This is a genomic window from Vibrio nigripulchritudo (assembly GCF_027924785.1).
Lineage (GTDB): Bacteria > Pseudomonadota > Gammaproteobacteria > Enterobacterales > Vibrionaceae > Vibrio > Vibrio nigripulchritudo.
In genome coordinates this window covers 3,650,375-3,676,585 of the sequence record NZ_AP027049.1, presented here as the reverse complement: position 1 = coordinate 3,676,585, position 26,211 = coordinate 3,650,375, and the positions used below count along the sequence as shown (strand labels likewise).

The following is a 26,211-nucleotide window of genomic DNA, read 5'->3' as shown; positions in this document are numbered from 1 at the left end:
GGAGCCAAATCGCCATGGGTAGATCTTTAGTAGTTGGCATCGATTTCGGTCATCACAGTATCAAAGCTGTCGCCATGAAACCCATTGGCGAGCTAATGCAACTTGTTGGTTATAATGAGCTTACTGTACCCGAAGATATTTTCTCTGAAAACCATACGCTCGATTATCAGAAGATTGTAAAGAAACTCAAAGAACTTAAAAAGGGCTTGCCTCTTTTTAGTCAACAAGTCGCAGTTTCCGTACCAGACAAGGCTGTTATCAGCAAAGTTCTGCAAATTGAGCAGGATATGGATGGCAGAGAACAAGAGTTTGCCGTTCATCAGGCTTTTGGTCAGCAGTCTCCCATTCCACTGGAAGAGCTGAGTTTAGACTTCTTCGAAGTGGATCAAAAAGTCACCACGCGCAGCACCACATCTACCTTTCAGGTTTATGCCACTCGCAAAGAAGTGGTTGATTCGCGAGTTGCGGCATTAACTAAGGCTGGGTTAAAACCGTTGACGGTTGATGTACACGCCAACAGCCTGCTAAAAGTCTGGCGTCTTGCCAGCCAGGTTCATCCGGAACGCCGACAATGGATGCTGGTGGATATCGGATTGAATCAAACGTCTTTATGCACGGTTGCCGCGGGAAGAACCCCTTTTTATAAAGAAGTGCCTTTTGGTACCCAGAACGTGGCTCAGTCACAAGAAGTTTCTGAATCCATCTCGTTAAGCAGCGACTCTCTTACGCAAGGGTTTGTCCGAGAGCTAGGCGAAAAGCTTCAGCGCCACATTAGCCTTTATAACTCCGTTAATCCTCAGCAAAACGTAGACGGAATCTGGCTTAGTGGCGGCGGTGCCAATCTGGTTGGTATTGCGGACATGCTGAGCAGCGAGCTTTCCCTTGAAGTGGCACAGCTGAACCCGTTTGGTTTAGTGGAAAACGGCACTAAGAAGTCGATAAAGCAATTGTCTGATTCTGCCGCGTATGGTGTGGCCATGGGGCTGGCAATCAGTGGAGTAGAATGGCTGAAAGGAAATCACCATGCATAGCGTTAACTTACTGCCCTGGCGTGATGAAATGCGCGCTAGATACCGCCGCCAGTTTTTTTCTTATCTGGCTGCCGCGATACTCGCCGCAGTCGGAGTGCAGTGGGGTGTTGGTGTTTATTTCTCACAGCAAATGAGTGTTCAGGAAGAACGCAATGCTGAGCTTACTCGTCACATCTCCTACTTAGACCAGCAACTACGCGGTTTGAGTGAAGTTCGCGATCAGCACGAGTCTATTCTTACCCGACTTCGCTCGGTCGAGGCGCTTCAAATCAAGCGCAACAAAACCACGGATTTTATGTCCCACCTGCCAGATACCATTCCACCAGGCGTTTACGTCGACAAAATTGAAATGAACGATTTTGAAGTTGAAGTGAATGGCATCAGTGACAGTACTGCCAATATCACCACAATGCTCGACAGTATGGAGCGATCCGCCAAGCTGGCAGATGTGGAAATGCACTCCATTGTTTCGGGTAAGAAGCTGTTTGGCAAAGTATTCAAAACCTTCAAAGTATCCTTCATTTTTGCGCCTATCAAGGAAGAAAAATCATGATCGATTGGCAAGAACTTGATTTCGAAGATTTACCGGAATGGCCGCTTGTTGCACAGATTTTAGTGCTGGCGCTGTTGTTTCTGATTCTTCAAGGGGTGGGCAGTTGGTTTTATCTCTCTCCCATGAAAGCCGATCTTGAGCAGCTTAAGCAGAAAGAGCAGACACTCAAAAGCACTCTGATTATCAAAACCAATAAGGTAGCGGCACTGCCAAAATTGCAGGAGCAGCTGGATGAACTCAATAGCCGTTATGACTATCTGTTAAAACAGCTTCCTGAACAGAAAGAGTTGGCAAGCATGCTGGCTTCTGTAAACGAGCTGGGTATTCAGCATGGTTTGACTTTTACCCGCATCGATTGGGGTAAGAAGCAGAATCAGGAGTTTCTTTATCGTCTGCCTCTGAATATTGAACTCACCGGAACTTACGAAAACATTGGTAAGTTCTCAGCGGCCATTGCCAACCTACCGCGGATCATAAACTTCGACGATGTTGACTGGCAGCGGGTCAGTCAGGAAAGCAGCACCCTTCACTTCAGGGTAAGGGCGTACACCTATCAGTTCAAACCGGAGGTGACCGATGAATAAAGCACTATTGGGAATCATAGTAGTGGTGGCTTTATCCGGATGTCGCGCCAATCAGGAGCCGCTGCAGGATTTCATCTTAAAAACGCAGCAAAGTGCCTCGACACAAGTATCAAAGCTGCAGGCAGAACAAACTTTTAAGGCCAGTGAGTTCAATCCGTTGGCGACACGAGCACCGTTTGCGTTGCCTAAGATTGCGGTCGTTCAAACTCAGCCTTCACTGGTTAAAGATTGCTGGCAGCCCTCTTCACGACGCAAAAACGGCAAGCTGGAACGCTTTGCTCTCACTCAGCTTCAGTTGAAAGGCGTAATGGGAAGTGGGAACTCTGTTTCGGGCATCATTCAGGTGCCTACCGGTCAGGTCGTCAAAGTGAAAAAAGGACACTACCTCGGGCTGAACAACGGCAAGATCATCAAGATAACACCTAAGCATCTCACCATTCAGGAAACCTTGCCTGATGGGTTGGGGTGCTGGCAGCAGCGTAACGTTAAGCTCGCGTTGAAATAGATTTTAGGAATTAAGATTAGAAGGGAAGAAGTAACTATGGCGGAGTTTTGTCGGGCGCATATATATCGTTGTGCTCTGCTTATCTTTATCGGGTTGTTTTCGACAACCGGGGTTCATGCCCAGTCCAACGAATTTGTTGGTATCGATTTTAGGCTCAGTAAAGAAAAACATGCTCTGCTGGTCGTGGAGTTAGCATCGAATGCGGCAGCGGTAGACATTCAGCCGATGCCCGATGGCTTAAACATCTCCCTGCATGAAACCAGCGTGGTGGACGAAAAGCTTTTCGTGGTCGACGTATCCGATTTTGCAACCAGCGTAGAAAATGTGGAAGTGTTCCGTGAGGGCTCTAACACACGTTTATTTGCCAGCACAAACGCGGCTTATAACTACGACTACCGCCTACGGGATCGTTTTCTGGAAATCACCGTCTCTGCGAAACCCAAAGACGAACCAGAGCAGGCGAGCATTCTAGAAAAAGAAGGCAAGCTTATTTCTATTAACTTCCAGGACATCCCTGTTCGAAGCGTATTACAGCTTATCGCTGACTATAACGGGTTCAATCTGGTAGTTTCTGACTCAGTCACAGGCAACTTAACGCTGAAGGTAGATGATGTACCGTGGCAGCAAGTGCTAGACATCATCCTGAAAGTAAAAGGGTTGGATAAGCGTGTTGAAGGTAACGTAATTCTGGTTGCCCCAAAAGAAGAGTTTGATCAAAGAGAGCAGCAAGATCTTGAACAAGAACGCTTGGCGCAAGAGCTCGGTACGCTGGAATCCAAAATCGTTGAAGTAAAGTTTGCCAAAGCGTCTGACATTGCGGAAATGATCGGCGGCGACGGTGAAATTTCCATGCTTTCTGAGCGCGGAAGTATTTCCATTGATGAACGTACCAATTCCCTTCTGGTACGCGACTTGCCGGAAAACATCAGCGTTATTGAAGATATTGTGGAATCTCTCGATATTCCTGTTAAACAGGTTCAGATAGAAGCTCGTATTGTGACTGTCACGGAAGGTGAACTTGAAGAGTTAGGTGTCCGCTGGGGCTTCAGTTCAACAAGTGGACCAAACTCTGTGGGCGCGACCATTGAAAATAACCTCGCGACGGTCGGTCTTTATCAGGCTGGTGGCTCAGGTGGTGATTCTGGAGGCGAAGACGGCGGTGAAGGTGGCGGCGGAGGCAGCACCAGTATTGATGACTTCCTTGCCGTCAATCTGGGAGCGACAAATGCCAATGCAGCCAGTATCGCGTTCCAAGTGGCAAAACTTGGCTCTGACACCCTGTTGGATTTGGAACTGTCTGCTCTGCAAACGGAAAACAAAGCGGAAATCATCTCCAGCCCGAGACTGATTACCACCAACAAGAAGCCAGCCTACATCGAGCAAGGTACTGAAATTCCTTACCTTGAAGCTTCATCCAGTGGTGCAACTACGGTCGCATTCCGTAAGGCTGTACTGAGCTTAAAGGTGACGCCACAGATTACCCCAGACAACAAACTGGTGCTGGATTTGAGTGTTACTCAGGACAGACCGGGCAAAGTCGTAAAAACAGGCAATGGTGAAGCCCTGGCCATTGAAACTCAAAGAATTGGTACTCAGGTGTTGGTAGACAATGGAGAAACGGTGGTTCTTGGGGGTATTTATCAACAAAGTGTGACAAATACGGTCGATAAAGTGCCACTTTTGGGTGATTTACCTCTGTTAGGTGCACTTTTCCGTCGAAGCTACGAAAATTTAGGAAAAAGCGAACTCCTTATTTTCATTACGCCAAAGGTCGTTCTACAGTAGGGTTTGGGTAAATTCTCAATCATCGACAAAAAATAAGGTTGCATTCGAGGCATCATAATTGAGATAATTTTGGGTCTGATCACGAATTTATCTGTGAGGAAAAGGTGCCTTGAAGGCTTTCATACAGTGGCCAATCCGGCTTACTTCAAGGCGATGTCATTGAATTAATGTTGTAAATAACTGCTGAACATGGCTGAAAAACGTAATATTTTTCTTGTTGGCCCAATGGGCGCCGGCAAAAGTACAATTGGTAGACACCTGGCTCAACAACTTCATATGGAGTTTGTTGATTCTGACACGGTTATCGAAGAGCGCACGGGCGCCGATATTGCTTGGGTGTTTGATGTGGAAGGTGAAGATGGCTTCCGCCAACGTGAAGAAGCGGTCATCAATGATCTGACAGAGCAACAAGGTATTGTTCTGGCGACAGGTGGCGGCTCAGTCAAAAGTAAAGAAAACCGCAACCGTCTGTCGGCTCGCGGTGTGGTGGTTTATCTGGAAACCACTATTGAAAAACAGCTTGCACGCACTAACCGCGATAAAAAGCGTCCTCTGCTGCAAACTGACAATCCTCGCGACGTACTTGAAGCTTTGGCTGGCGAGCGTAACGGTCTGTACGAAGAAGTGGCTGATTACGTGGTACGTACCGACGATCAAAGTGCAAAAGTAGTAGCCAACCAAATCGTAAAAATGCTAGAAGAACGTTAAGTTCAATTTCGGAGAGCAAACCATGGAACGGATTACGGTTGATCTTGGTGAGCGTAGCTACCCAATTTCTATTGGCGCCGGGTTATTTGATGACTCGGCGTACTTTTCTAACATCTCTTCAAAGAAAGTCGTTGTTATCAGTAATGTAACAGTGGCTCCTCTTTATGCTGAAACCATTACAAGCAAGCTTGAATCACTGGGTCATGAAACCAAGTTGTTAGAGTTGCCGGATGGGGAACAGTACAAGAACCTCGATACCTTCAATACCATCATGACCTTCCTGCTTGAAGGAAATTATGGTCGCGATGTGACGATTGTTGCGCTGGGTGGTGGTGTGATTGGTGATGTGGTTGGCTTTGCTGCTGCCAGTTACCAACGTGGTGTTGAGTTTATTCAGGTTCCAACGACTTTGCTTTCTCAGGTTGATTCTTCCGTTGGTGGTAAAACGGGCGTGAACCATGCCTTAGGTAAGAACATGGTTGGCGCGTTTTACCAGCCTCAATCGGTGGTGATCGATACCAACTGTTTGAAGTCGCTTCCAGAGCGTGAGTTTGCTGCGGGTATTGCCGAGGTGATCAAATACGGCATCATCTACGATGGCGAATTTTTTGCCTGGTTAGAAGAAAACCTGGAGCGTTTGTATTCGCTGGAAGAAGAAGCGCTCACTTACGCCATTGCTCGTTGTTGCCAGATTAAAGCGGACGTTGTTGAACAGGACGAAAAAGAGTCTGGTATTCGCGCGTTGCTTAATTTAGGTCACACATTTGGGCATGCCATCGAGGCAGAACTTGGGTACGGGAACTGGTTGCATGGTGAAGCTGTTTCTTCAGGAACCGTAATGGCTGCAAAGACCGCGCTGTTACAGGGAATGATTGATGAGCAACAGTTTGAGCGAATCCTTTCTATACTTAAGAAATCCCGTTTGCCAGTGCACACGCCTAACAGTATGAGTTTTGAAGACTTTATCAAACACATGATGCGTGATAAAAAAGTACTTTCTGGCAAGCTCCGATTGGTGCTGCCAACGGGTATCGGGACGTCAAAAGTTGTCTCAGATGTTCCAAATCATGTTATTGAGCAGGCGATCGACGCATGTCGTGTGAGTGAGTAATACGTCTGCCAATTACCTAAGGTGACGTCAATGAGTCTTGCTCATGAACTGCGAGTACTGGAATTAGAAACACAAACTGAGCTGCTGGATCGATTGCAGCTCCTGACTCGTTTTGGCTCCAACCTGATTAACATCAACGGAGCCAGTGGTTCAGGCAAAACCTGGCTTGCTCAGCGATATTTAGAAGCTTGGGCATCCGAAAAAAATCAGTCTCTTCTTCTTTGTTTCCCCACACAAACCGATGAGCAGCAACGTGCGATGATGCTCAATCAGATTGTGTCCGACCCTCTGTTTAACGAACACGACGCCATTATCGATAGCTTTTCACGCCTGGTTGGCGACGAAGCCTGTGATGTCGTGTTTGTGGTTGATGATGCCGAACTTCTTAGTGAAGATTTGCTAGCAGAATTGTGGATGCTGGTCATTGAGGCGCAAAATCACCCCAAATGGTCGGTCAATGTGGTGCTGTTTTCTAAAGGGGACAGCCTGGAACACATACTGACTCGCATCAGTTATGGTCAGGAAACTAAGCCGATAGATTTAGAGATCGAACCGCTTTCTGCTGACGAAGCCATCGCTTTTACTGAAGCGCTGGTGGTGCGTTATACCGTTGGAGAAGACGCCAAGAAAAAGATCAGAAAAGCCGTCGCTAAAACGCAAAAATTTCCGGGGCAGCTAATGGAATTGGGGAATAAGAAAGTGGAAAGAAGGATCATCATTCGTTCGGTCATAGAGTCGCCGATTCGTATAGCTATTGTGATTTTGCTACTGCTTCTTCTGATTGGCGGGGGATACTGGTGGTATCTTAGCCAACCCAATTTACTTGATGACCGCGACTTAGCTGCCACCGAACAAGCTGGAAACGAAAGCTCAGATAGTCAGACAGGGACGGTTGCCGATGCGGGTAGCGAGTTGGCTCCTGGCACAAAACTGGATGACGTCACCTCAGGGAATGGTGAAGCGTCCGCTGACGATGAAAGCACAGATGATTTTGCTTCATTGCCACCCCAGGTTACGGATTTAACGGCTGAAGTTGGGCAAAGCGACGGAGGAAAACGTGTTGTCGTACCTTCGGATGTTGTCGACGCGTTGCTTCAGGAAGAAAGACCACCGCAGACTATCACCGTGATTGATTCCGCGATTGATGATGCCAGAGAAGATGCCATTACTCGGGAAGAAACTCAGGCTCAGGTACAGGTTCAGCTGGCAGAGGATGACGTGCCTGCCGAAGAAGCGCCGAAAGCGGTGACTTTCTCTTATGCCCGTGAAGAACTGGCAGCGGTTTCTAGCCGGAACTACACCCTTCAGTTGGCTGCACTGACTTCCAAAGAAGAAGTACAGGGATTCATAGATTTGCACCAGATTCAGGAGCAGGTCCGAATTTACCCAACCATTCGCAATGGTGTGGAATGGTTTATCGTGACTTATAAAGATTTTCCTACCATTCAACAGGCAAGGGATGCCGTGTCGGAATTGTCTCTGGATATTCAGGCACTGGGTCCATGGGCAAAATCGATGGTTCAGGTTCAACGAGAGATTGAACGTGGCAAATAACGCTGAGGTTTGTCGTAAAATATGTTACATTCCGCAGCCTTATTTTGAGTAGTTGGAATTGAACGGTCGATGAAGAAACAACGCGCCTTTCTAAAGTGGGCTGGTGGCAAATATGGCTTGGTGGAAGACATCCAGCGCCATCTGCCACCTGCGCGAAAACTGGTTGAGCCTTTTGTTGGGGCTGGATCAGTGTTTCTGAACACCGACTACGAACAATACCTGCTGGCCGACATCAACCCCGACCTGATCAATCTGTACAACCTGCTGAAAGAGCACCCAGAAAAGTACATCGAAGAAGCGAAGCGCCTTTTTACACCTGAGCACAATCGCAAAGAGGTGTATCTGGATATCCGCGCTCAATTCAATGACACAGATGATGTGCTGTTTCGATCTGTTGCCTTTTTGTATATGAACCGCTTTGGCTTTAATGGCTTGTGCCGATATAACAAAAAAGGCGGTTTCAACGTTCCTTTTGGTTCTTACAAAAAGCCGTATTTCCCAGAAGACGAAATGATTTTCTTTGCAGAAAAAGCAAAGAAAGCCACGTTCGTTTGTGAAGGTTATGCTGAAACATTTAGCCGTGCACGCAAGGGCAGCGTGGTGTACTGCGATCCGCCTTATGCGCCACTGTCGACGACGGCAAATTTCACCTCCTATGCTGGTAACGGGTTCAGTCTGGATGATCAGGGGGAACTGGGGGAAATTGCGGAAAAAACTGCAAAACAAAGAAACATTCCTGTCCTTATCTCTAATCACGACACGCCATTGACACGCCGCTTATACAAAGGGGCAAAGCTTAATGTCGTGAAAGTGAAACGAACCATCAGCCGAAATGGTGCGGGTCGCAACAAAGTCGACGAACTTCTGGCACTGTTTGAGCCAACAGACCTTTCTAACCAATAAATTCTGGGATCTCGACGCCTTGTTGGGTAGAATTGCGAGCAATTATTACTCGAAATTCTTATATTGAGGTCAGGTATGTCAGACTTTCTAATCGCTCCTTCCATTCTTTCTGCGGACTTTGCTCGTCTGGGTGAGGACGTAGAAAAAGTACTCGCGGCAGGCGCGGATGTGGTCCATTTTGACGTAATGGATAACCATTATGTGCCAAACCTGACTTTCGGTGCTCCTATTTGTAAAGCGCTACGCGATTACGGCATTACAGCGCCTATCGACGTACATTTAATGTGTACACCAGTCGACCGACTCGTTCCAGATTTCGCGAAAGCGGGCGCATCGATGATTACTTTCCATGTCGAAGCAACCAATCACATTGATCGCTCTCTACAGTTGATCAAAGAGCACGGCTGTAAAGCAGGCGTGGTGTTTAACCCTGCCACCCCTCTTCATCATCTGGATTACATCATGGACAAGGTCGACTTGATTCTTTTGATGTCAGTGAACCCAGGTTTTGGTGGTCAGTCTTTCATTCCTAATACTCTGGATAAGCTACGCGAAGTACGCAAGCGCATTGATGCTTCTGGTCGCGATATTCGCCTTGAAGTTGACGGCGGCGTGAAAGTCGAAAATATCCGAGAAATCGCAGAAGCCGGTGCGGATATGTTTGTTGCGGGAAGTGCCATCTTTGATAAGCCGGATTACCAAGCTGTGATTGAAGAAATGCGCGGTGAGCTCGCCAAAGTGAACCGTTAAGCGGTCAGATTACGTAGATTGAATGCAGTGCTCAGGCACTGCATCACTTTTTTAGGAATAGAGAAAAATATGTCTTTAAATGGAATCAAGCTGATTGCCTTTGATTTAGATGGAACGCTGCTAGACAGTGTGCCGGATTTGGCAGTCGCCGCTGATCAGGCGGTACAGGCGATGGGCTTCGCTTCAGTGACCGAAGAACAAGTCAGAGACTGGGTGGGTAATGGCGCTGATGTACTTATCTCACGCGCGTTATCCCAGAACATTAAAATCGATTCGAACCTGGCTCCTGAAACCATTCAGGAGGCACGCGCCAAATTTGATGATTTCTACGAGCAGGGCGGTCATAAACTCAGCCACCTTTACGATAATGTTCGAGAAACGTTAGTGGCACTAAAGCAGTCTGGCTACACACTGGCTTTGGTGACTAATAAGCCTTCCAAATTCGTGCCCGAAGTGTTGGAGCAACACCAGATGACAGAGTTGTTCTCAGACGTGTTAGGCGGCGATGCTTTCCCAGAGAAAAAACCTAACCCAGTGGCGCTGAACTGGTTGCTTGAGAAGCATGGCGTAAAGGCAGAGGAAATGCTGATGGTGGGCGACTCAAAAAATGACATTCTTGCGGCGCAAAACGCCGGATGTCATTCGTTTGCTCTAACCTATGGTTACAATCATGGCGAGCCAATTTCGAACGCGAATCCGGATTTTGTTGCAGACAACATTGCCGAAATTTTGAATATTGTGCCAGTCACCGAGTATTCGTAACGAAATACTGCGTTTGCACTAGTAAATTACTCATCAATGAGTACACTGCTTAGACGCATGCCCTGATAGGGTATGCGTCTTTTTATATCCATTTGAATTTAGCAAGGAAACCATCCTCATGAGCAAACCCATCGTATTGAGTGGTGTTCAACCGTCAGGTGAACTAAGTATCGGTAACTACTTGGGTGCTCTACGTCAATGGCAACAAATGCAAGACGAGTACGATTGTCAGTACTGCGTAGTAGACCTTCATGCGATCACGGTTCGTCAGGACCCGAAAGCATTGCATGAAGCGACACTCGACGCACTGGCTATCTGTCTGGCTGTTGGTGTTGATCCGAAAAAGAGCACGCTATTCGTTCAGTCACACGTACCTGAGCATGCTCAACTGGGTTGGCTTCTTAACTGTTACACTCAAATGGGCGAGCTGAGCCGTATGACTCAGTTCAAGGACAAGTCCCAACGCTATGCGAACGATGTTAACGCGGGCTTGTTTGGCTACCCGGTGTTAATGGCAGCAGACATTCTTCTTTACGGTGCACATCAGGTGCCAGTAGGAAATGACCAGAAGCAGCACCTTGAGCTGGCGCGCGACATCGCGACTCGTTTTAATAACATCTACAGCCCGGAGCAGCCAATCTTTACTGTTCCTGAGCCGTACATCCCTAAGGTTAATGCACGAGTTATGAGCCTGCAGGATGCAACGAAGAAGATGTCTAAGTCTGACGACAACCGCAAGAACGTGATCACTCTGCTAGAAGATCCGAAGTCGATTCTGAAGAAGGTCAACAAAGCACAAACTGACACAGAAACCCCGCCGCGTATTGCGCACGACATTGAAAACAAAGCGGGTATTTCTAACCTGATGGGGCTGTACTCTGCAGCAACAGGTATGAGTTTCGAAGAGATTGAAGCGAAATATCAGGGCGTTGAAATGTACGGTCCGTTCAAGAAAGATGTGGGCGAAGCGTTGGTTGCGATGCTGGAACCGATCCAAGCTGAATACAAGCGCATTCGTGAAGATCGCGCTTACATGGACAGCGTAATGAAGCAAGGGGCTGAAAAAGCGTCTGCCCGTGCTGCAGAAACACTAAAGCAAGTGTACAAAGCCGTGGGTTTTGTAGCGCGTCCATAGGGTTAACTGACCTTTAAACCATACTCTGGTTACCCTAAGCCCTCGGAAATTTCCGAGGGCTTTTTGTTGTCTGCTCTCTCGATTTTCTGTTCTTTCAATTCTCTTTGTTCTCTACTCTTCCCTTCCAGTTTCTCTATTCTGACTCTTTTTCAAGTCCACACATAAACTTCATCAATCATTCCTGTAATTGTCATATGGGCTAGTTACCGTTTCTGTTGAAATTTAGGGGTTGATTCAAGTATTTACTCTAACAATGCGATAGGTGTCTCGATTGAATGGGTAAACGCTTTTGTCAGTTACATAAAAGGTAAACACTTCGCACGTTGCTGGAGCCAGCAACATTCCAATTTTGTGACAAAGAACTGCTACGGATGAAAGCGGTCGACACATCCTTAGTGACAAGAGGTGGACAATGGAAACCAAAACAACAAGGACATTCCTTGCGCTTGCTATTAGTGGTGCTCTCTCTGCGCCCGCATTTGCAGATGTCGTGCTCTCCCAATACGTTGAAGGTGGTAGCTTTAACAAAGCTATCGAGATTGCAAATACGAGTAATGTGGAAGTCAGCCTGAATGGCTTTCAACTTGCTAAATCAACAAATGGTGGAGGTTCGTGGACTCAGACACTGTCGCTCGATGGGAAAACCATCGCAGCCAATGACGTTCTGGTAATCTCTCACCCTAGTGCTAACGCGGCGATTCAAGCCGTAACCGACGAGAGCAACGGTTCTGTGGTCAATTTCAATGGCGATGACCCAGTAGCCTTGCTGAATTCTGACAACTCCGTTCATGACATCATCGGTGTGATGGGGGACGTTGACTTCGCCAAAGACAAAACCCTGGTGCGAAATTCGGACAGCTTAACCCCTTCGTCAACTTACGTTGCAAGCCAGTGGACGGTATTGGGTAAAGACAATATTGATGGCTTGGGCGAGTTGGATGGAGGTACACCTCCGGTCGCCTTTAACTGTACGGTAGACGGGCACGCTCCAAGCTTTACTTCAATTCAGGAAATTCAGGGTGAAGGGGCGACATCGCCATTCATTAATGGTTACCCATACATCACCGACGACGAGTATTTTGTCCGTGGTGTTGTCAGTGCGGTAACGACTGGGCTAACCAAAGGCTTCTACCTGCAGGCAGAAACCGACGACAGCAACCCGAATACATCTGAAGGTCTGTTTGTTTACACTGGCGAAACCAGCATCAACCTGCAACCAGGTGATGTGGTATGTGCACGCGGTAAAGTCCAAGAGTTCTACAATCTGACCCAACTGAAAGTGGAAGACGGCAACTACGTTAAGCAAAGTGAAACGACAGCGCCTGAAGCAGTAGCGATGCAAATTGCCGAATCCGACGCAAACTTCGATGAAACGTTAGAGCGTTACGAAGGCATGTTGGTGAAAACTTCGCAAGAGCTGGATATGCGCGTCACCCGCACCTTTGGCTTTGATTACGCCGCGCGTCGCAACAACATGGTACTGGCGCAGGGTCGTCCAAATATGCAGCCAAACCAGAACAACGCGGCAGGCTCTGACGGAGCGAAAGCACAGGCGGAAGAGAATGCTCATCGCCGCTTATTCGTCGAGTCAGATGCCAAAGCGCCAAATGGCGTAATCCCTTATTACCCAGATTTTGGTCGTACAGACGTTGATCAGGATGGCTCTACCGAAGACTACATCCGTATTGATGATACCGTAGTCGGTCTGGAAGGGGTGGTCTCTTACAGCTTCGGTGATTATCGCCTTATCGCGACCAACACACTGAACGATGACAACTTTGTACACAACGATCCACGCACGGAAAAACCTAAGCTGAAACGCGGCGGTGATTTGCGCATTGCTACGTTCAATGTACTGAACTACTTCAACTCCCCACAAGGTGGTGACCAAAACCCACGAGGTCAAAACCGTGGTGCCAACAAACCAGGTGAGTTTGAGGTTCAGCAAGCCAAGATTGTTGACGCTATCCTGCGTTTGGATGCGGATATCATCGGCTTGATGGAAATCGAAAACAATGGCTTCGGTCAGGGTGCGGCGATTCGTCAGCTTGTTGAAGAGTTGAATAAAAACATCGACAAGAAACACAAGCAGTACCAGTTTGTTTCTCTGGATACTAACGACGACGGCACGATTGACGAGATGGATTACGTAGGTACGGATGCCATCACTACCGGTGTGATTTACCGCAGCGCGAAAGTGAAACTGAAGAAAACTCGCGTTATCCCTATGCCTCGTCAGGATGCACCACCTGTGCTGGATGATGACGGCAAGGTGATTGAAGACGGTAAAAACTTCCAGCGTGACAGCTTCGCGCCGACCTTTAAAGTGAAAGGCACGAAAGAGAAAATCACCATTGCCGTAAACCACTTCAAATCGAAAGGTTCGAAATGCTGGGAAGACGCTGCGCCGGTAGACCAAGGCGGTCAGGGAGGTGTGGATGTCGACAAACAAGGTTCTTGTGAAGCATTCCGTGTGGCGGCAGCGGTCGCGCTTGGCGATGCGATGAAAGAGATCAAAGGACACAAAGTGATCTTGGGCGATCTGAACGCTTACGGTAAAGAAGATCCGCTATTGGTGCTGACGGATTACTCGCAAGAGAAATACGGCAAAGAGATCAAAGCCGCGCGTAATACCTTCATCGGTGACAGCGAGCAGTTTGGTGATGCTGGTGCGGTGATCAACCAGAACTATGGTTACATCAATGCAGTAGAGATGAAGCATCCGAACAGCTGGAGCTACTCGTTTAATGACGAAGTGGGCGCACTAGATCATCTGCTGATCAGTAAGAGCCTGAAGAGGAAAGTAGTTGATGCGACCGACTGGCACATCAATGGCGGTGAATCCACATTGTTTGATTACAACAATGAGTTCAAAGGTGATTTTCCTAAGTATGAGGATCACTTCCGCTCTTCAGATCATGACCCAGCTGTCTTGGATCTGAACATGCGAGGCGCTTCTGTCGGCTTTGCTGGTTTGATGGCACTGTTTGGTCTGGGATTATGGCGTCGTCGTAAATAATCCGAGTTCCTCTTATGTAAAAGCCAGCGAATGCTGGCTTTTTTTGTTATTGAGGCTGTATTTTTTCGATCAGATAATCGATGAATAGCCTGACTCTGGGAGCCAGATTTTTACGGCTCGGATACAGAATATTCATTGTCGGACCTTTTTGATAAAAGTCCGGAAACAGCCGCACCAGCGTTGGGTCGTTCACTTCCTCGACCAGGAAGTTAGCAATCAGACCTATTCCCATACCCTGCTGCACCATCGACATCGATCCCAGTGGGGCATTACAGATGTGTTTGGGGTGGGTTTTAACCCGGTGAATGTCGCCAGAACCATTAGTGAGTGGAAGTATGTCATTAGGCAGATTCGAGCGGGTCAGGCAGACCCAATTGTGTTTTTCAATGTCCTGCAATTGGCGAATCGGCGGCGCTTTGCTGAGATAATCCTGGCTGGCATACACACCCAGCTCAAATGGAGCCAACACTCTGCCGACTAATGAAGAAGCGGTGAGTTCGCCTATCCGGAGTACGATGTCCAGATTGGCTTCCACAGGATCTTGCACACCATCGTCCAGCTGAATATCAAACACTACGTTGGGGTATTGCTCCGAAAACTTTGAAAGCAGGGGCGTGAGCACGAAAGAGCCAACGTCTATCGTCGTACCAATTCGAATGGTGCCACACACTTCAGAAGCTAAGTGATTAATTGAACTAAAAGCCTCCTCCGCAACTTTTAGCAGCCCGCTGCTGTATTGATAAAATGTAATGCCTTCGGTAGTGAGGTTGATTTTGCGCGTGGTGCGATGCAATAAGCGGACATTTAATGTCGACTCTAAAGACGTTATCTGCTCACTGACCTTGGATTTCGCTAAGCCGAGGGATTCGCCTGCCATCGTAAAAGAGCCACACTCCACGACTTTGTTGAATATCGCTATACGTTTTAATTCATTCAACATGATTGTTCCTTTATCGGTAACTTTTGGTTCTTATTTTGTTATCTAGTCAAAACCCACATTTATGAAAATAATGATTACGATATTTGGATATAGAGAAGCGCCTTTGGTTTCAAAAAAATAAATAATATCGACGAAGGAGAGATTGAATTTTTAATTAATGAGATCTTACTTCCTTATTCTCTGTTCCTTATATATATGTCATGCAATGTCAACGATCCAAAATCAAAATTCTTGTAAATATTTTCACGCTGTAAATTAGGATTTAGTAATTAATTCCCAATGGTACTTTCCATAGATAAATAAATGGATAACCGAACCCTACAAAGGTAAATAATTATGAATTACAAAATAACTCCTCTCGAACCATTTGGTGTCATCGTTGAACCCATAAGCAAAAATACCAGTGTAAAAGATCTGAATATTGAAAAAATGCGTGATTTGTTCAAACAAAGGCAACTGGTATTATTAAGAGGCTTTGAAACCTTCGAAGAGTCCGATGATTTTGCGGATTATTGTGAAGGATGGGGGGAAATCAGCATCTGGCCATTCGGGAAAGTGCTGGATTTGATTCAGAAAGATGATCCTGGCGACCATATTTTTGACAGCAGTTACATGCCGCTTCACTGGGATGGTATGTATCGACCACAGGTGCCTGAATATCAAATCTTTCAGTGTGTGCAGGCACCTAAGCCCGGACAAGGTGGCAGAACAACGTTCACGAACACCATTATGGCACTTGAAAATGCACCGGAAGAACACGTCGAGTTTTGGAAGAAAGTCATCGGTAATTACGAACGAAAAATGGAGTTTTACAACAGCCGAACCGTTTCCCCGATCATTACCAAACACCCGCTGCAAGACCACCTAGTTATCCGCTACAACGAACCGCATTTTGAAGAGAGAGGCGATCTCCTTAATCCGCCTGATACCCAATTTACTGGTATTACTCAAGAGGAAGTCGAGTACTTCCATCAGACTCTTCGAGAAACCCTTTACGATCCTCAAAACTTCTATGCTCATGAATGGCAAACCGGTGACATTGTGATTACCGATAATTTTAACTTGCTGCATGGTCGTGAAGCCTTTATTTCTCAATCGCCACGCCACATTCGACGTGTGCAGGTACTGAGCAATCCCCCGTTTGATAACCCAAGCCTGGAGTCGTATCAATGACTAAACAGACTGACATAATGATCGTTGGCGCAGGACCTGTGGGGCTCATGTGTCACTATCTGGCGCAGCAGTGCGGGCTCAGCTCAGTGGTGGTTGATAAGTCTGACGCGCCGCTTCAAGTTGGCCGTGCAGATGCATTGAATGCCCGTACGCTACAACTTCTGGAAATCGTAAACTTGTTTGATGATCTGTATCCATTAGGCAAGCCATGTAACACCAGTTCAGTGTGGGCGAATGGTGAGTTTGTATCTCGCCAGTCCTCTTGGTGGGAAGAATTGGAAGGGTGCTTTCACAAGCATTTTTTAATGCTTGGGCAGTCTTTTGTGGAACAGCTTTTAGATAAAAATCTGACAGCAATGAAGCAAGAGGTCATGCGCTCTACGTCGATTGAAAACATCAAAACAGACGAAGATGGCTGCCTGACCACACTCACCAATGGTGAAACTATCCGGTCTCGTTATGTGATTGGAGCCGATGGTTCACAATCCTTTGTGCGTAATCACTTTAAAGTGCCGTTCGAAATTGTGCGCCCACAGATTATTTGGGCGGTGATCGACGGCGTTCTGGAAACAGACTTTCCAAAAGTACCTGAGATTATCGTATTTCAGGCTGAAACGTCGGATGTAGCCTGGATCCCGAGAGAAGGTGACATTGACCGATTCTATATTCGCATGGATACCAAAGACTTCACTATGGAAGAAGCCATTGCCAAGATTAACCGGGCGATGTCACCGCATACGCTGAGTTTTCAAGAAGTTGTCTGGTTTTCGCAATTCACGGTGAAAGAATCGGTAGCAGAGAAGTTCATTGTGAATGAGCGAGTATTCCTGGCAGGCGATGCCAGTCACATTCACTCGGTCAATGGGGGACAGGGGCTGAATACCGGATTAGCGGATGCATTCAATCTAATGTGGAAGCTTAACATGGTGCTTAACCATCATACTTCTGAAGAGCTCTTAAAAAGCTACGAAATTGAACGCCAGCCCGTAGCTCGCAGTGTGATTGACAGTTCTGGGGAGTTAGTACGTTCCACCAAATACTCAGACACCGGAACTCATGCGCAGGACTACGTAAAAATTGTCGAAAAGCGTGCTGGTAATATTACCGGGATGGGAATTCGATACGGGGAGTCTGGGATCGAGGGTTCACGTGTCTTTGATTTTGAAGTCTTTGATGGAGAGAGCAAAACACGGTTGTACAGCCTGCTGGACTACACCAAATTCACCCTGCTCTTGATAGGGCAGAGCGACGAGCAGCTAAAAAATATCCCTGCCTGGGTTCAAGTCTTAGCGATTCATAATCAAAAAGGCAATGGAAGATTTTGGGCTAGAGACGCGCATTATCAAGGTAATGCGATACTTATTCGCCCGGATGGTTACATTGAATCTATAACGCCATTAGAAAACGTCGAAATATTATTAGAACAATTGTCAATCTGACTATTCAATAATAACCATTAGCTAAATATATTCATATCTAAATTAATGACTGGTAAATAATAGAAAGATTCCAATTATTATCATGTTATTTATTGAATGTTGAATATATCTGAAATTAAATTCTCATCAAATTTAAGTCTTAAATATATTTTAAGGGTTAGTTATGCTAGATATTCAACGTGAGCAATGCGTGGAAAATATATCCTTTATTTTGCTCAACCAATTACTTGCACAAACCGATGCCAGCTTTCAGGGGTTGGTTAAGCTTAAACAGCAGATACGCGATTATGTTGCGAATGACGGTCAGATAAAACTGCTTCTTCCTGCTTTCCCGTGTAAAACCAACAACCTGGACAAAGTTTTAGGGCACAAACCGGATATGGGGGAGTACTTAGTACTGCGAAAATTCGTGAAAGCCATCCGCGACATTCAAGCAGTGTATAAACCTGGCGTCACTTTTTACATCTTCTCTGATTACCATACGTTTTCAGATTACATCTCTGTCGACCTTGAGCATCATTACGAATACTCGGATGAGTTAAGAAAGATGGTCGAAAGCATGAATTGCAGTGACTATCTAAAGATCGTCAATTTCGAGCATTTTGAAGCTTTTGACGGGCTGACAGACGACCAGTATTTCAGAGGACTGAAAGATAAATTTGGCGACCCTAGCTACGAGCAGAATTTTGCTGAACTCAAACTGCGTAACAACAAAATGAACAACACCTATCTGGGATTGAAGAAATTTATGAACCAAGACCAGAAGCATGTTTTGTCTAAATACTCGTACAAATCTCGTCGTCAGCGTTTGGCTGAAATAGCGAAAGGCATGATGGTTCAAGGCAAAGCACTGGATAGTTTTCTGCAAGCGCATTTCGGTGATTGCATACGCTTGAGCATTCATGAACACCCAATGGTAGGCAAAAAATACTCCTTGTTTCTTTTCGAAGAAAAGCAGTTTAAAACGCCCTGGCACAGCACCGTGATGTTTGACTCGACAACAGGAAAGTTCGTGGTTGATTCGCGAGAAAAACATTTGAACAGTCGCGGGGTGGTCATTCCTGTGATGCATCAAGAGAGAGCGTGGTGTTACCTGAAGTTAACTGCCAGAACAGAGGAAATGGCTCATCAGCTCAAGCAGTTTTCTGCCACGCTTTACCATGAAAAGTCCGGTTTAGTCCTTGAAAGCAATACAGCCGACTTGCCTGTGAGTGCGCTCAATCAAAAAGAGCTACGCCACCTGATGAAAGAGTTTGGCACAGTCACGTTGCGCGGGTTCAACGAATTCAGTGAACCTACCGAAATGGAAAACTGGTACTGTGAGCGAGGCTCTGCCATTCCCTGGCAATTTGGACAGGTTCAAATTATGGCATCTCAACATACTGAGCACGCTGCGTTGCCGCTTCACTGGAATTTGATGTGCCCGCCTTCATACATGGGAGTGAATCAGGATAAATACCGTTACGAAGATTACACTCCAGACGAATTCATCTTGTATTGCCGTTGTCACTCAAACCAACAACACGATGGGGTTGGTGCCATCATTTCAGTGGATGCTGCTCTTGCTGCGATCAGCGTTCACGGTCTTGAGCGGGAAGCCCTTCGAAATACCTCGCTTTGTTATTCCCCACAGACCCAACATCCAGAGCCGGAATCTATGGTTTACCCATTGGTTACTCAATGCCCATGGAGCAAACAAGATGTTGTGCGTTGGGCTCAAAGTGAAGGGGAGCATGCTCAGTCAGAAATTCTCTTTTCCATCAATGCAGAGATTGTCGCTTCGCCAACATACGATCAGGTAACCCCTTTGGAAAATCGTATGAACCAGATATGTGGTGATGAACGATTGCAAACCCGACATCAAATTCAAGAAGGCGACCTGTTACTGGTAAATAATCATTCAACACTGATGGGAGCGGAACCCTTCATCGGAAAACGCGAATTGTGGCGAATGCAGCTTCAGCCGAAGTCGGTCAACTCTCCTTGGCAGCCACATAATATGGCTGAGTTTAACCGAGCCAGTTAGGGTTAAAAGGTCTGAATACGCAAGCCAGCGCAACGCTGGCTTTTTTCATTTTTAAACACTGTGATAACCAAATATTTATCTTTATTTAATTTCCGACGTCTGTATGACAGACAAGATATTTATAAGCCTAAAAGAGAATATTCAAAATAGTGATATGCATCAGAATCCTATGAATCACTGTTTGGTGTCCATATATCGACCAAGAATTATAAGTTAGCATAAGACATTGATTGATATGCATATTGACTGGCATGTCATTTAATTAGCCAGTACCTACCTATTAAAAAATCCGTGAACACTTCGAAAGAAGCTCGGCAGATGGTTTTAAGCACTGGCTCAAATTCGACGTTCATGGAAATTCATTAACAACGTACATAGGTTTAGAAATGAAACATAAGTTATTTATCGCGTTGGGGTTGTCCTTATTTGGAACAGCCGCGATGGCTCAGAGTCTTCCACCAGCATCCATTCAAAGCCTGGGGTGCGATCAGGCAACTAACCGTTGTTCTTTGACCTTGAATTTAGAACAGGTGGGTCCGGCTGAATGTACTGCCAACCAAATCACATGGGAATCTGATAGCGAGCAAGGAAAGCTAGCTGTAGCGCTGCTTTCATCTGCCATGATGACTAACCATCAGGTTGAGATCGAACTTTCCAACGCTTGTTATAACGCCCTGCCTGAACTGGCTTCTTTCAATGTACTTGCGCGCAAAAGCGTTAAGTAAGGGGGGAGTATGAGACTCAAAACTCTTCTCAGTCTTGCTTTGTTTTCCGTGGGAGTGAATGCCGCTGGTACTCATGTCAGTGAAATCAGCAATATACAGTGCGCTATGGACAGCGAGTATTGCGAAATTGTATTACCGAATGCACTCAATATTGAAAGCGACTGCGCAGGCAATCAGGTACTGGTTTCTACCTCTGAACAGCAAACTATTTCGGTATTAGCGTCTGCAATGTTTACGCAAACCAAAGTGAAATTTCATATATCTGAAGCGTGTGAGCAGGGCAGTCCTGTTGTTCAGAGTTATCAAATGATTAAGGGATGATCAGCTCTATGAAACTATCTAACTTATACCTAACCGTAGGTGCCGTGTTGTCTGGTGTTTCACTCACCAGCGCTGCTAGTACCTGTACGCTTAAATCCAATGAATATCCAGCTCATGCTCAGTGGTCTTGTAGCTTGGAAGATTGGGTAAATGGGCACACGTTACCCACCAAACGTAAAACCTTGTCGCCGAGCCAGACTTCGGTAGTCCTGTATCCGGAAAGCTTAGATTTAGCGGGTGACTTAAGTGTCAGGCAGAATAATCCCGAATTTTCGGTAAGTAAGAAGCTTCAAAATTGCGCAGCAGTATATGAAGCGTTTAACACTAGTACGGGCAAGTTTGCTAACGTTATCAGCTGTGAAAGTGGACCATACCAGTTTGATAAATCTGCATATTATCACCGTGGCTCTCACTGTAGTGTGGCAGGGAATATTGAAACCTGTGTAAGCAACAACTTAACGGTGACACCTGTTCAGGCTGATCTTACGTACAAAGTCCCGAGAGCAGACTACCGGGGTGAACTGAAAGAGATTGTTAAGAAGAACCGAATCTCTAAAAACCTTGGCTTAGTACCAATCAGAGTTGGTGACATTACGACCTTCATACCGGCAGAAGTGACGAATTTGACTCCGATACCTACACGAGTGACGTCTACGTGGTCAGGAAGCTTCAAATCTGAAGTTTTGCCATCTGCGTATTATGAATTGAGCTGTGTGGATAATGCCACCGTGCCTTCAGTCAACGTACCGCTCCACTATAAAGATTCCAATCTATCAAAAATTGGCGTCGCATCTGAGTCCGGTATCGGAGGATTTGAGCCTAAAGCGTTGGATCTCTTCTTGAAACGATGTGGCACTAGCCCAGTCAGGTTTGCTGTTGTTAACAGTCAAGACCTGAGTGAACCGTACTGGCGTGTGAACCTGGATATTACAGGTGGAACGGAATACATCACTGAGCTAGAAAGACTGGCTGACGTTCTTGTTGCTGAAGCGAATTCTTTGATTGTGGAAAGACAGTCTCTGGACAATTTACTTCGTTCAAGCAATGACATGAAACATCAGATTACGCAAGAAATGACAACCATATGGGACACGATTGCGACGACGGTATTTGTGTCTGATTTCTTCACTTCGGGTTATATTCCTTCAGAGTTTGATGACCCAAGTATGGAATGGACACTGGTCATGGAGACGTCCTTACATGACCCAGTAAACTCAAAGCCTAATTTTGAGAAGTTAGATCAGTTGGCGCAACAAACTGGCGTTGGCGGTATCGAGAACTTATTCAATTTTGACTTGGATTATCTCTACGATGAGTTTGGGTATAAGAAATACGAGACTGTCCACTACGCGCATTGGGAATTCTTAGTCTCTCTAGCGCAGTTAACTGGCGATATATCCTATTCTGATACCAATAGTTCAGATCTGCGTCCTATCATTGAAAGCATGAAAACGACAAATAGCCGAAAAGTTCTGGCGCTTGTGAATGTTATTGAGCACACGTTATCGGTGGCAAGAAACGCCAGCAGTATCGAGCGAGAGAAGCTTAAAGCACTTCAAGCTAAGTTAGCTGAACTCTAATCAAACAAGCCACTTAAGTTAATTCACTTAAGTGGCTTTTTTATTCTCTTATATTTACTTCTACTGGGTATAACATGAAAGTTAGGCTAGTTGGAGCGGCTTTGCTATTGGCGCTATTTCAGGGAAATGCAATCGCAGCGAACGTGACCTCTGAACAGTTGGACAACCAGCAAAAGTCTCTCAATCAAATCAATTATCGAATTGATCAAATATTACAATCATTAGGTCAGTACAGACTGGCAAGAGATGAGCATTACTTAGGGCAAAACGGTGTATCAGACAAAGTATCGAAATGGTATGCCGAACATAATGTCTGGATGAATAAAATGAACGACTTAAGGCGTCGTTTAAGTGATCATCAAACCTTAGCTAAATCGGATGCAGGTGCATTTAAAAGTGAAATGTCTCTGCTACTCAATGAACTCTACACAGCAATTGATGAATCTTCTCATATCCGCAAGCAGGCTATCCGAGGCATGGCGGTGCTGAATGACATACCTCAATATCCGACGGATTACATCCAGGAGTTCAGCGCAACAATTCCTGCTTTGAATACAAATGTCACCACAACTTATGGTGCATTTGACGATATCAGCAAAACATTCACAGTTGAGCAGATGTCTCGTTTAGAGAGTGCCCTGTTGCTAACCAGTGACGTACTGGCGTCGATCATCAATCTTTCAAGGCTCCAATACCCTGAATTAACTCAGTCGTTAGAGAACTTAAAGCAACTCTTTGCGGTTGAGTCACTGGTGTCCAAACCTGTTGATGATGCATCTAAAGCGGCGTCGTTTGTCACATCACGAGCACGCCGGGACTGGTTCCTTGCAGATGCTCACTTCAAAACCTTTGAAGCCACTTACCAAAAAGACAGAGCTCGAATCATAAGCAGTCCGTTAGAAGCCTCCTTGAAGCAGCCGAGTCTGAATTTTATGGACAGAAAGTACAACGATGCAAAACGTGCTCTGAGTGTGGCTCAAAGAAGGGCATACATTACCCTTTATGATGTGTATCGGAGAACACTGTCAACGTATGCGCCGCAATGCAAAATTTCGGCAAACCACCAGAAATATAACTGCGCATTACTGAAAAGTTTGATTGGGTTGGATCGTACCGCTATTCAAAAAATGACGCTTGATCAGCAACGTTATCTGCATGCTCAGTTATCTCGTGTTCCTCAAGCACCTTTCTCGGAGGTGACACAATGATGTCTACATTGAAGAAACTGCTTTGTCTCTTTGCTCTATTCACTTTCTTTAATGTGCCTTCTGTGTTTGCACAAAACGCAGGAGCATCAGCAGGGGAAGAAATCATCAAACTTGTACTTGGAGACAGAACGCCAAAAGAGTTTGTCCCGTTTACGGATAGTGAAATTCGAGAGTTGGCAAACAAAGATCCGAATGACGATCTGGAGCTGGATGTTCAATCTGGTAAGACTTACCTGCTGCTTCATGTAACTTCGGAAACTCAGCCCGAGCGTATTGAGATCAACGAGTACATTGGGTTAGCAAACCAGCTGGAAGCGCAGATCACGCCATACGGGTATAGTATGCGTGATGAATCCTTTGAACAGTTGCCCGTAGATATCTACGAGCTATTTAACGATCCGGAATTGCTACAGAAGCGCTTGTTGGATGCGTTAGAGCTTTATGCTCGCAAAGAGTTAATGCGTCGTTTGGATGCCATTGATCCTGGAAGCTGCCCGCAAATAAACGTCGATAGGCTGGTGGAAAAGGTTAATGGACATATCGCGGACCATGCTGACGAGAAGTTAAAAGAATTCCTTGATGAACCATATCGACTGAAATCTGGTGATTTAGCGAAATTCGATCAGTACATTCGAGCTGCAAACAACACCAATAAGATCTTGTGTGCACTTGGCTACAGCGTTTACGAAGCCATGAATCTGCCAATGAAAACCGTGAACGGTGTGACAGAGGTTGATGTTGATCGCTTGATCCAAATGGTCGGCGGCGGAAGTGGAGGCAATACTGCTCAGGCTGTGATCTCTTACATTGAAGATAAGATCAACAGTGCATTGGCTGGAATGGGTTTTGACTTGCCAGCTATCGATAGCATTCTGACTTGGTCTCCATTGGTTAAAGCAATGGAGTGGGGTTCAGAATTCTTAGAACTGGATGGGTTAAAGATAAAGTTAACCATGCCGTCTCCTGAGTTCATCAAGCAAACCATCGAAGATTTGGGTCTCGCCATTCCGGCTAACTGGGATATTCCAGATGTGCCGACCATCAGCTTTAATGAATCTTTTGAACCGCCAACTCGAGAAGATTTGGTGCTTAAGAAGCGTAAAGACTGGACGGGCTTTGACCTTGGCAAGCGAAGCATTGCTGGTACTAAAGCGTCTGCGTATTACGAAATTCGCGGTTCAGAAGAAGTTCAATGGGCGATCGCTGTGGGTCGAGCAGATGTTTACATCTTCAACAAAGAGAACAATGCTATCGGGGCTTATGCGCAAGCCGAGGTAGGTCCTCAGAAGCTGGAAGGCAATGTCGATATTCAGGTATTGGGACACCAGCTTTATAAGCGTCACTGGCTGAAAAACGAAGGCATCATTAAAGACAGCATAGAGCTTCTGGGTGGTGGTGATGGATACAGCTACTCTTATGATTACACTCAGCAATTTGCGATAGGTCCTATTCCGGTTTATGTCTCTGTTGGGGTGTATGCGAGCTCAAATGCGCGTCTAAGCTGGGGTCTATATATGACTCAAGTGTATGCAGAGCTTCAGCCAATGGCGAAAGCAGGTGCATTTGGTGAAGGGGCAGTAGGCATCAAAAAAGTCCTGTCAGCAGGTGTAAGAGGTAACATTGACGTATTGAATTTGTCTGCTCCACTTCGTGGTAAAGCGGGAGTGTTCTTTGCTCAGTCTGGTGAACCTTACCTCAAACTCGGTCTGACTTCTGACGTACTGCTGAGAGCCATGAGCGGTGGTATCAGCGCGTATGTTGAGTATCCTTGGATCAAGATCTGTAAAAAGAAAATTGGATTTATAAAAATTCCGTATCCATGTATCCGAAGTAAGAGAAAGTCCAAAAACCTTTATAGCTACTCTGGTTATGCATGGTCGAAACCGATCATGAACTGGCAATTGGTTTATGGCTATCATGGTGTTCAGATGAATGGTTCTCTGATAGACCAGACCGACCGACGTGAAGCGGATGCGTTAAAAGGCAAAGTGAACCTGTATCAAAGACACGTTGCTCTGAATGACTATAGCTCTAAGACTCAGGTTCGAATTCAAAATACGTTTGCGAAGTTAAAAGAGGAACTTGAAAGTGCATCTGTTACCTTACTTCCTCAAAAACGAGCAGAGTTTCAGTTGAGTAATCAATCGGCTAAGCAAAACCTGGAGCAGTATGAATCCTGGCTTGCGGCGACAATTGATCACAACTCGGCGCAATCACGTGCTCAGGGTGTGATGGCTCGAAACTCCGCCGACTGGCACATGGGAGCTGAGAGCTTCAGTGATTCCGTGCCTGTAAGTTCGCTTAGTGGCACCTCATCGACTTCGGTCACTGAGCAAGAAAAAATTGATAACGCAAATGTGCTAAGAAGCCTGCACGGTTTCTTACACTAAAAACAGTTA

At 46.0% G+C, this 26,211-nt stretch carries 22 protein-coding genes; 21 read left to right on the top strand and 1 reads right to left on the bottom strand.

The annotated features are described in order from the left end of the window. Positions 1-14: 14 nt before the first annotated feature. From pilM to QMG91_RS16795, 13 genes are all read left to right on the top strand, one after another. The gene (pilM, locus tag QMG91_RS16855; RefSeq protein ID WP_004405331.1) at positions 15-1,031 is read left to right on the top strand and encodes a type IV pilus assembly protein PilM; all 1,017 of its coding nucleotides are present in this window, start codon (positions 15-17) and stop codon (positions 1,029-1,031) included. Further along, positions 1,024-1,584, top strand: coding sequence for a PilN domain-containing protein (locus QMG91_RS16850; RefSeq protein WP_004405329.1), 561 nt, complete (start codon positions 1,024-1,026; stop codon positions 1,582-1,584). Before pilM ends, QMG91_RS16850 begins: the two co-directional genes overlap by 8 nt. Then, on the top strand, positions 1,581-2,168 hold the full coding sequence (locus QMG91_RS16845) for a type IV pilus inner membrane component PilO (RefSeq protein WP_004405328.1): 588 nt from the start codon (positions 1,581-1,583) through the stop codon (positions 2,166-2,168). The genes QMG91_RS16850 and QMG91_RS16845 overlap by 4 nt, the downstream gene beginning before the upstream one ends. Further along, positions 2,161-2,673: a pilus assembly protein PilP gene (locus tag QMG91_RS16840; protein WP_022603536.1), complete on the top strand. Its 513-nt coding sequence runs from the start codon at positions 2,161-2,163 to the stop codon at positions 2,671-2,673. Before QMG91_RS16845 ends, QMG91_RS16840 begins: the two co-directional genes overlap by 8 nt. Before the next feature lie 36 nt (positions 2,674-2,709). Continuing rightward, positions 2,710-4,458, top strand: coding sequence for a type IV pilus secretin PilQ (locus tag QMG91_RS16835; protein ID WP_281827768.1), 1,749 nt, complete (start codon positions 2,710-2,712; stop codon positions 4,456-4,458). 189 nt (positions 4,459-4,647) lie between these two features. Then, positions 4,648-5,166 carry a shikimate kinase AroK gene (aroK, locus tag QMG91_RS16830; protein ID WP_004405322.1) on the top strand — a complete coding sequence of 173 codons (519 nt, stop codon included), beginning with the start codon at positions 4,648-4,650 and terminating at the stop codon, positions 5,164-5,166. A 22-nt stretch (positions 5,167-5,188) separates the two neighbouring features. Then, positions 5,189-6,277 carry a 3-dehydroquinate synthase gene (aroB, locus tag QMG91_RS16825; protein ID WP_281827765.1) on the top strand — a complete coding sequence of 363 codons (1,089 nt, stop codon included), beginning with the start codon at positions 5,189-5,191 and terminating at the stop codon, positions 6,275-6,277. A gap of 30 nt (positions 6,278-6,307) precedes the next feature. Further along, entirely contained in the window at positions 6,308-7,831 is a 1,524-nt protein-coding gene (locus QMG91_RS16820) for an AAA family ATPase (protein ID WP_281827763.1), read from the top strand. 69 nt (positions 7,832-7,900) lie between these two features. Beyond that, positions 7,901-8,734, top strand: a complete 834-nt coding sequence (locus tag QMG91_RS16815; protein ID WP_004405319.1) for a Dam family site-specific DNA-(adenine-N6)-methyltransferase — start codon at positions 7,901-7,903, stop codon at positions 8,732-8,734. 75 nt (positions 8,735-8,809) lie between these two features. Further along, on the top strand, positions 8,810-9,484 hold the full coding sequence (gene rpe / locus QMG91_RS16810; protein WP_281827761.1) for a ribulose-phosphate 3-epimerase: 675 nt from the start codon (positions 8,810-8,812) through the stop codon (positions 9,482-9,484). Between the two features lie 69 nt (positions 9,485-9,553). Further along, positions 9,554-10,246, top strand: coding sequence for a phosphoglycolate phosphatase (locus QMG91_RS16805; RefSeq protein ID WP_022593063.1), 693 nt, complete (start codon positions 9,554-9,556; stop codon positions 10,244-10,246). A gap of 118 nt (positions 10,247-10,364) precedes the next feature. Beyond that, the gene (gene trpS, locus QMG91_RS16800; protein ID WP_022593062.1) at positions 10,365-11,381 is read left to right on the top strand and encodes a tryptophan--tRNA ligase; all 1,017 of its coding nucleotides are present in this window, start codon (positions 10,365-10,367) and stop codon (positions 11,379-11,381) included. 412 nt (positions 11,382-11,793) lie between these two features. Continuing rightward, a complete protein-coding gene (locus QMG91_RS16795) occupies positions 11,794-14,400 on the top strand; it encodes an ExeM/NucH family extracellular endonuclease (protein WP_281827759.1) in 2,607 nt (868 codons plus the stop codon). 46 nt (positions 14,401-14,446) lie between these two features. Here the strand turns inward: QMG91_RS16795 and QMG91_RS16790 are convergent, their stop codons facing one another. Beyond that, entirely contained in the window at positions 14,447-15,340 is an 894-nt protein-coding gene (locus tag QMG91_RS16790) for a LysR family transcriptional regulator (RefSeq protein WP_022551967.1), read from the bottom strand. Between the two features lie 336 nt (positions 15,341-15,676). Between QMG91_RS16790 and QMG91_RS16785 the strand changes: the two genes are divergently transcribed. From QMG91_RS16785 to QMG91_RS16750, 8 genes are all read left to right on the top strand, one after another. Continuing rightward, complete coding sequence (locus QMG91_RS16785) at positions 15,677-16,513, top strand: TauD/TfdA dioxygenase family protein (RefSeq protein WP_022613084.1); 837 nt, start codon at positions 15,677-15,679, stop codon at positions 16,511-16,513. Beyond that, entirely contained in the window at positions 16,510-17,952 is a 1,443-nt protein-coding gene (locus QMG91_RS16780; protein WP_281827757.1) for an FAD-binding protein, read from the top strand. The genes QMG91_RS16785 and QMG91_RS16780 overlap by 4 nt, the downstream gene beginning before the upstream one ends. 163 nt (positions 17,953-18,115) lie before the next feature. Beyond that, the gene (locus tag QMG91_RS16775) at positions 18,116-19,978 is read left to right on the top strand and encodes an L-tyrosine/L-tryptophan isonitrile synthase family protein (RefSeq protein ID WP_281827755.1); all 1,863 of its coding nucleotides are present in this window, start codon (positions 18,116-18,118) and stop codon (positions 19,976-19,978) included. A 386-nt stretch (positions 19,979-20,364) separates the two neighbouring features. Further along, positions 20,365-20,703, top strand: a complete 339-nt coding sequence (locus QMG91_RS16770; RefSeq protein ID WP_022551963.1) for a hypothetical protein — start codon at positions 20,365-20,367, stop codon at positions 20,701-20,703. Positions 20,704-20,712: 9 nt separating this feature from the next. Then, a complete protein-coding gene (locus QMG91_RS16765) occupies positions 20,713-21,024 on the top strand; it encodes a hypothetical protein (RefSeq protein WP_281827750.1) in 312 nt (103 codons plus the stop codon). A gap of 8 nt (positions 21,025-21,032) precedes the next feature. After that, on the top strand, positions 21,033-22,604 hold the full coding sequence (locus QMG91_RS16760) for a hypothetical protein (protein WP_281827748.1): 1,572 nt from the start codon (positions 21,033-21,035) through the stop codon (positions 22,602-22,604). Between the two features lie 74 nt (positions 22,605-22,678). Then, a complete protein-coding gene (locus QMG91_RS16755; protein ID WP_281827746.1) occupies positions 22,679-23,812 on the top strand; it encodes a hypothetical protein in 1,134 nt (377 codons plus the stop codon). After that, entirely contained in the window at positions 23,809-26,202 is a 2,394-nt protein-coding gene (locus QMG91_RS16750) for a hypothetical protein (protein WP_281827744.1), read from the top strand. Before QMG91_RS16755 ends, QMG91_RS16750 begins: the two co-directional genes overlap by 4 nt. Positions 26,203-26,211 lie beyond the last annotated feature (9 nt).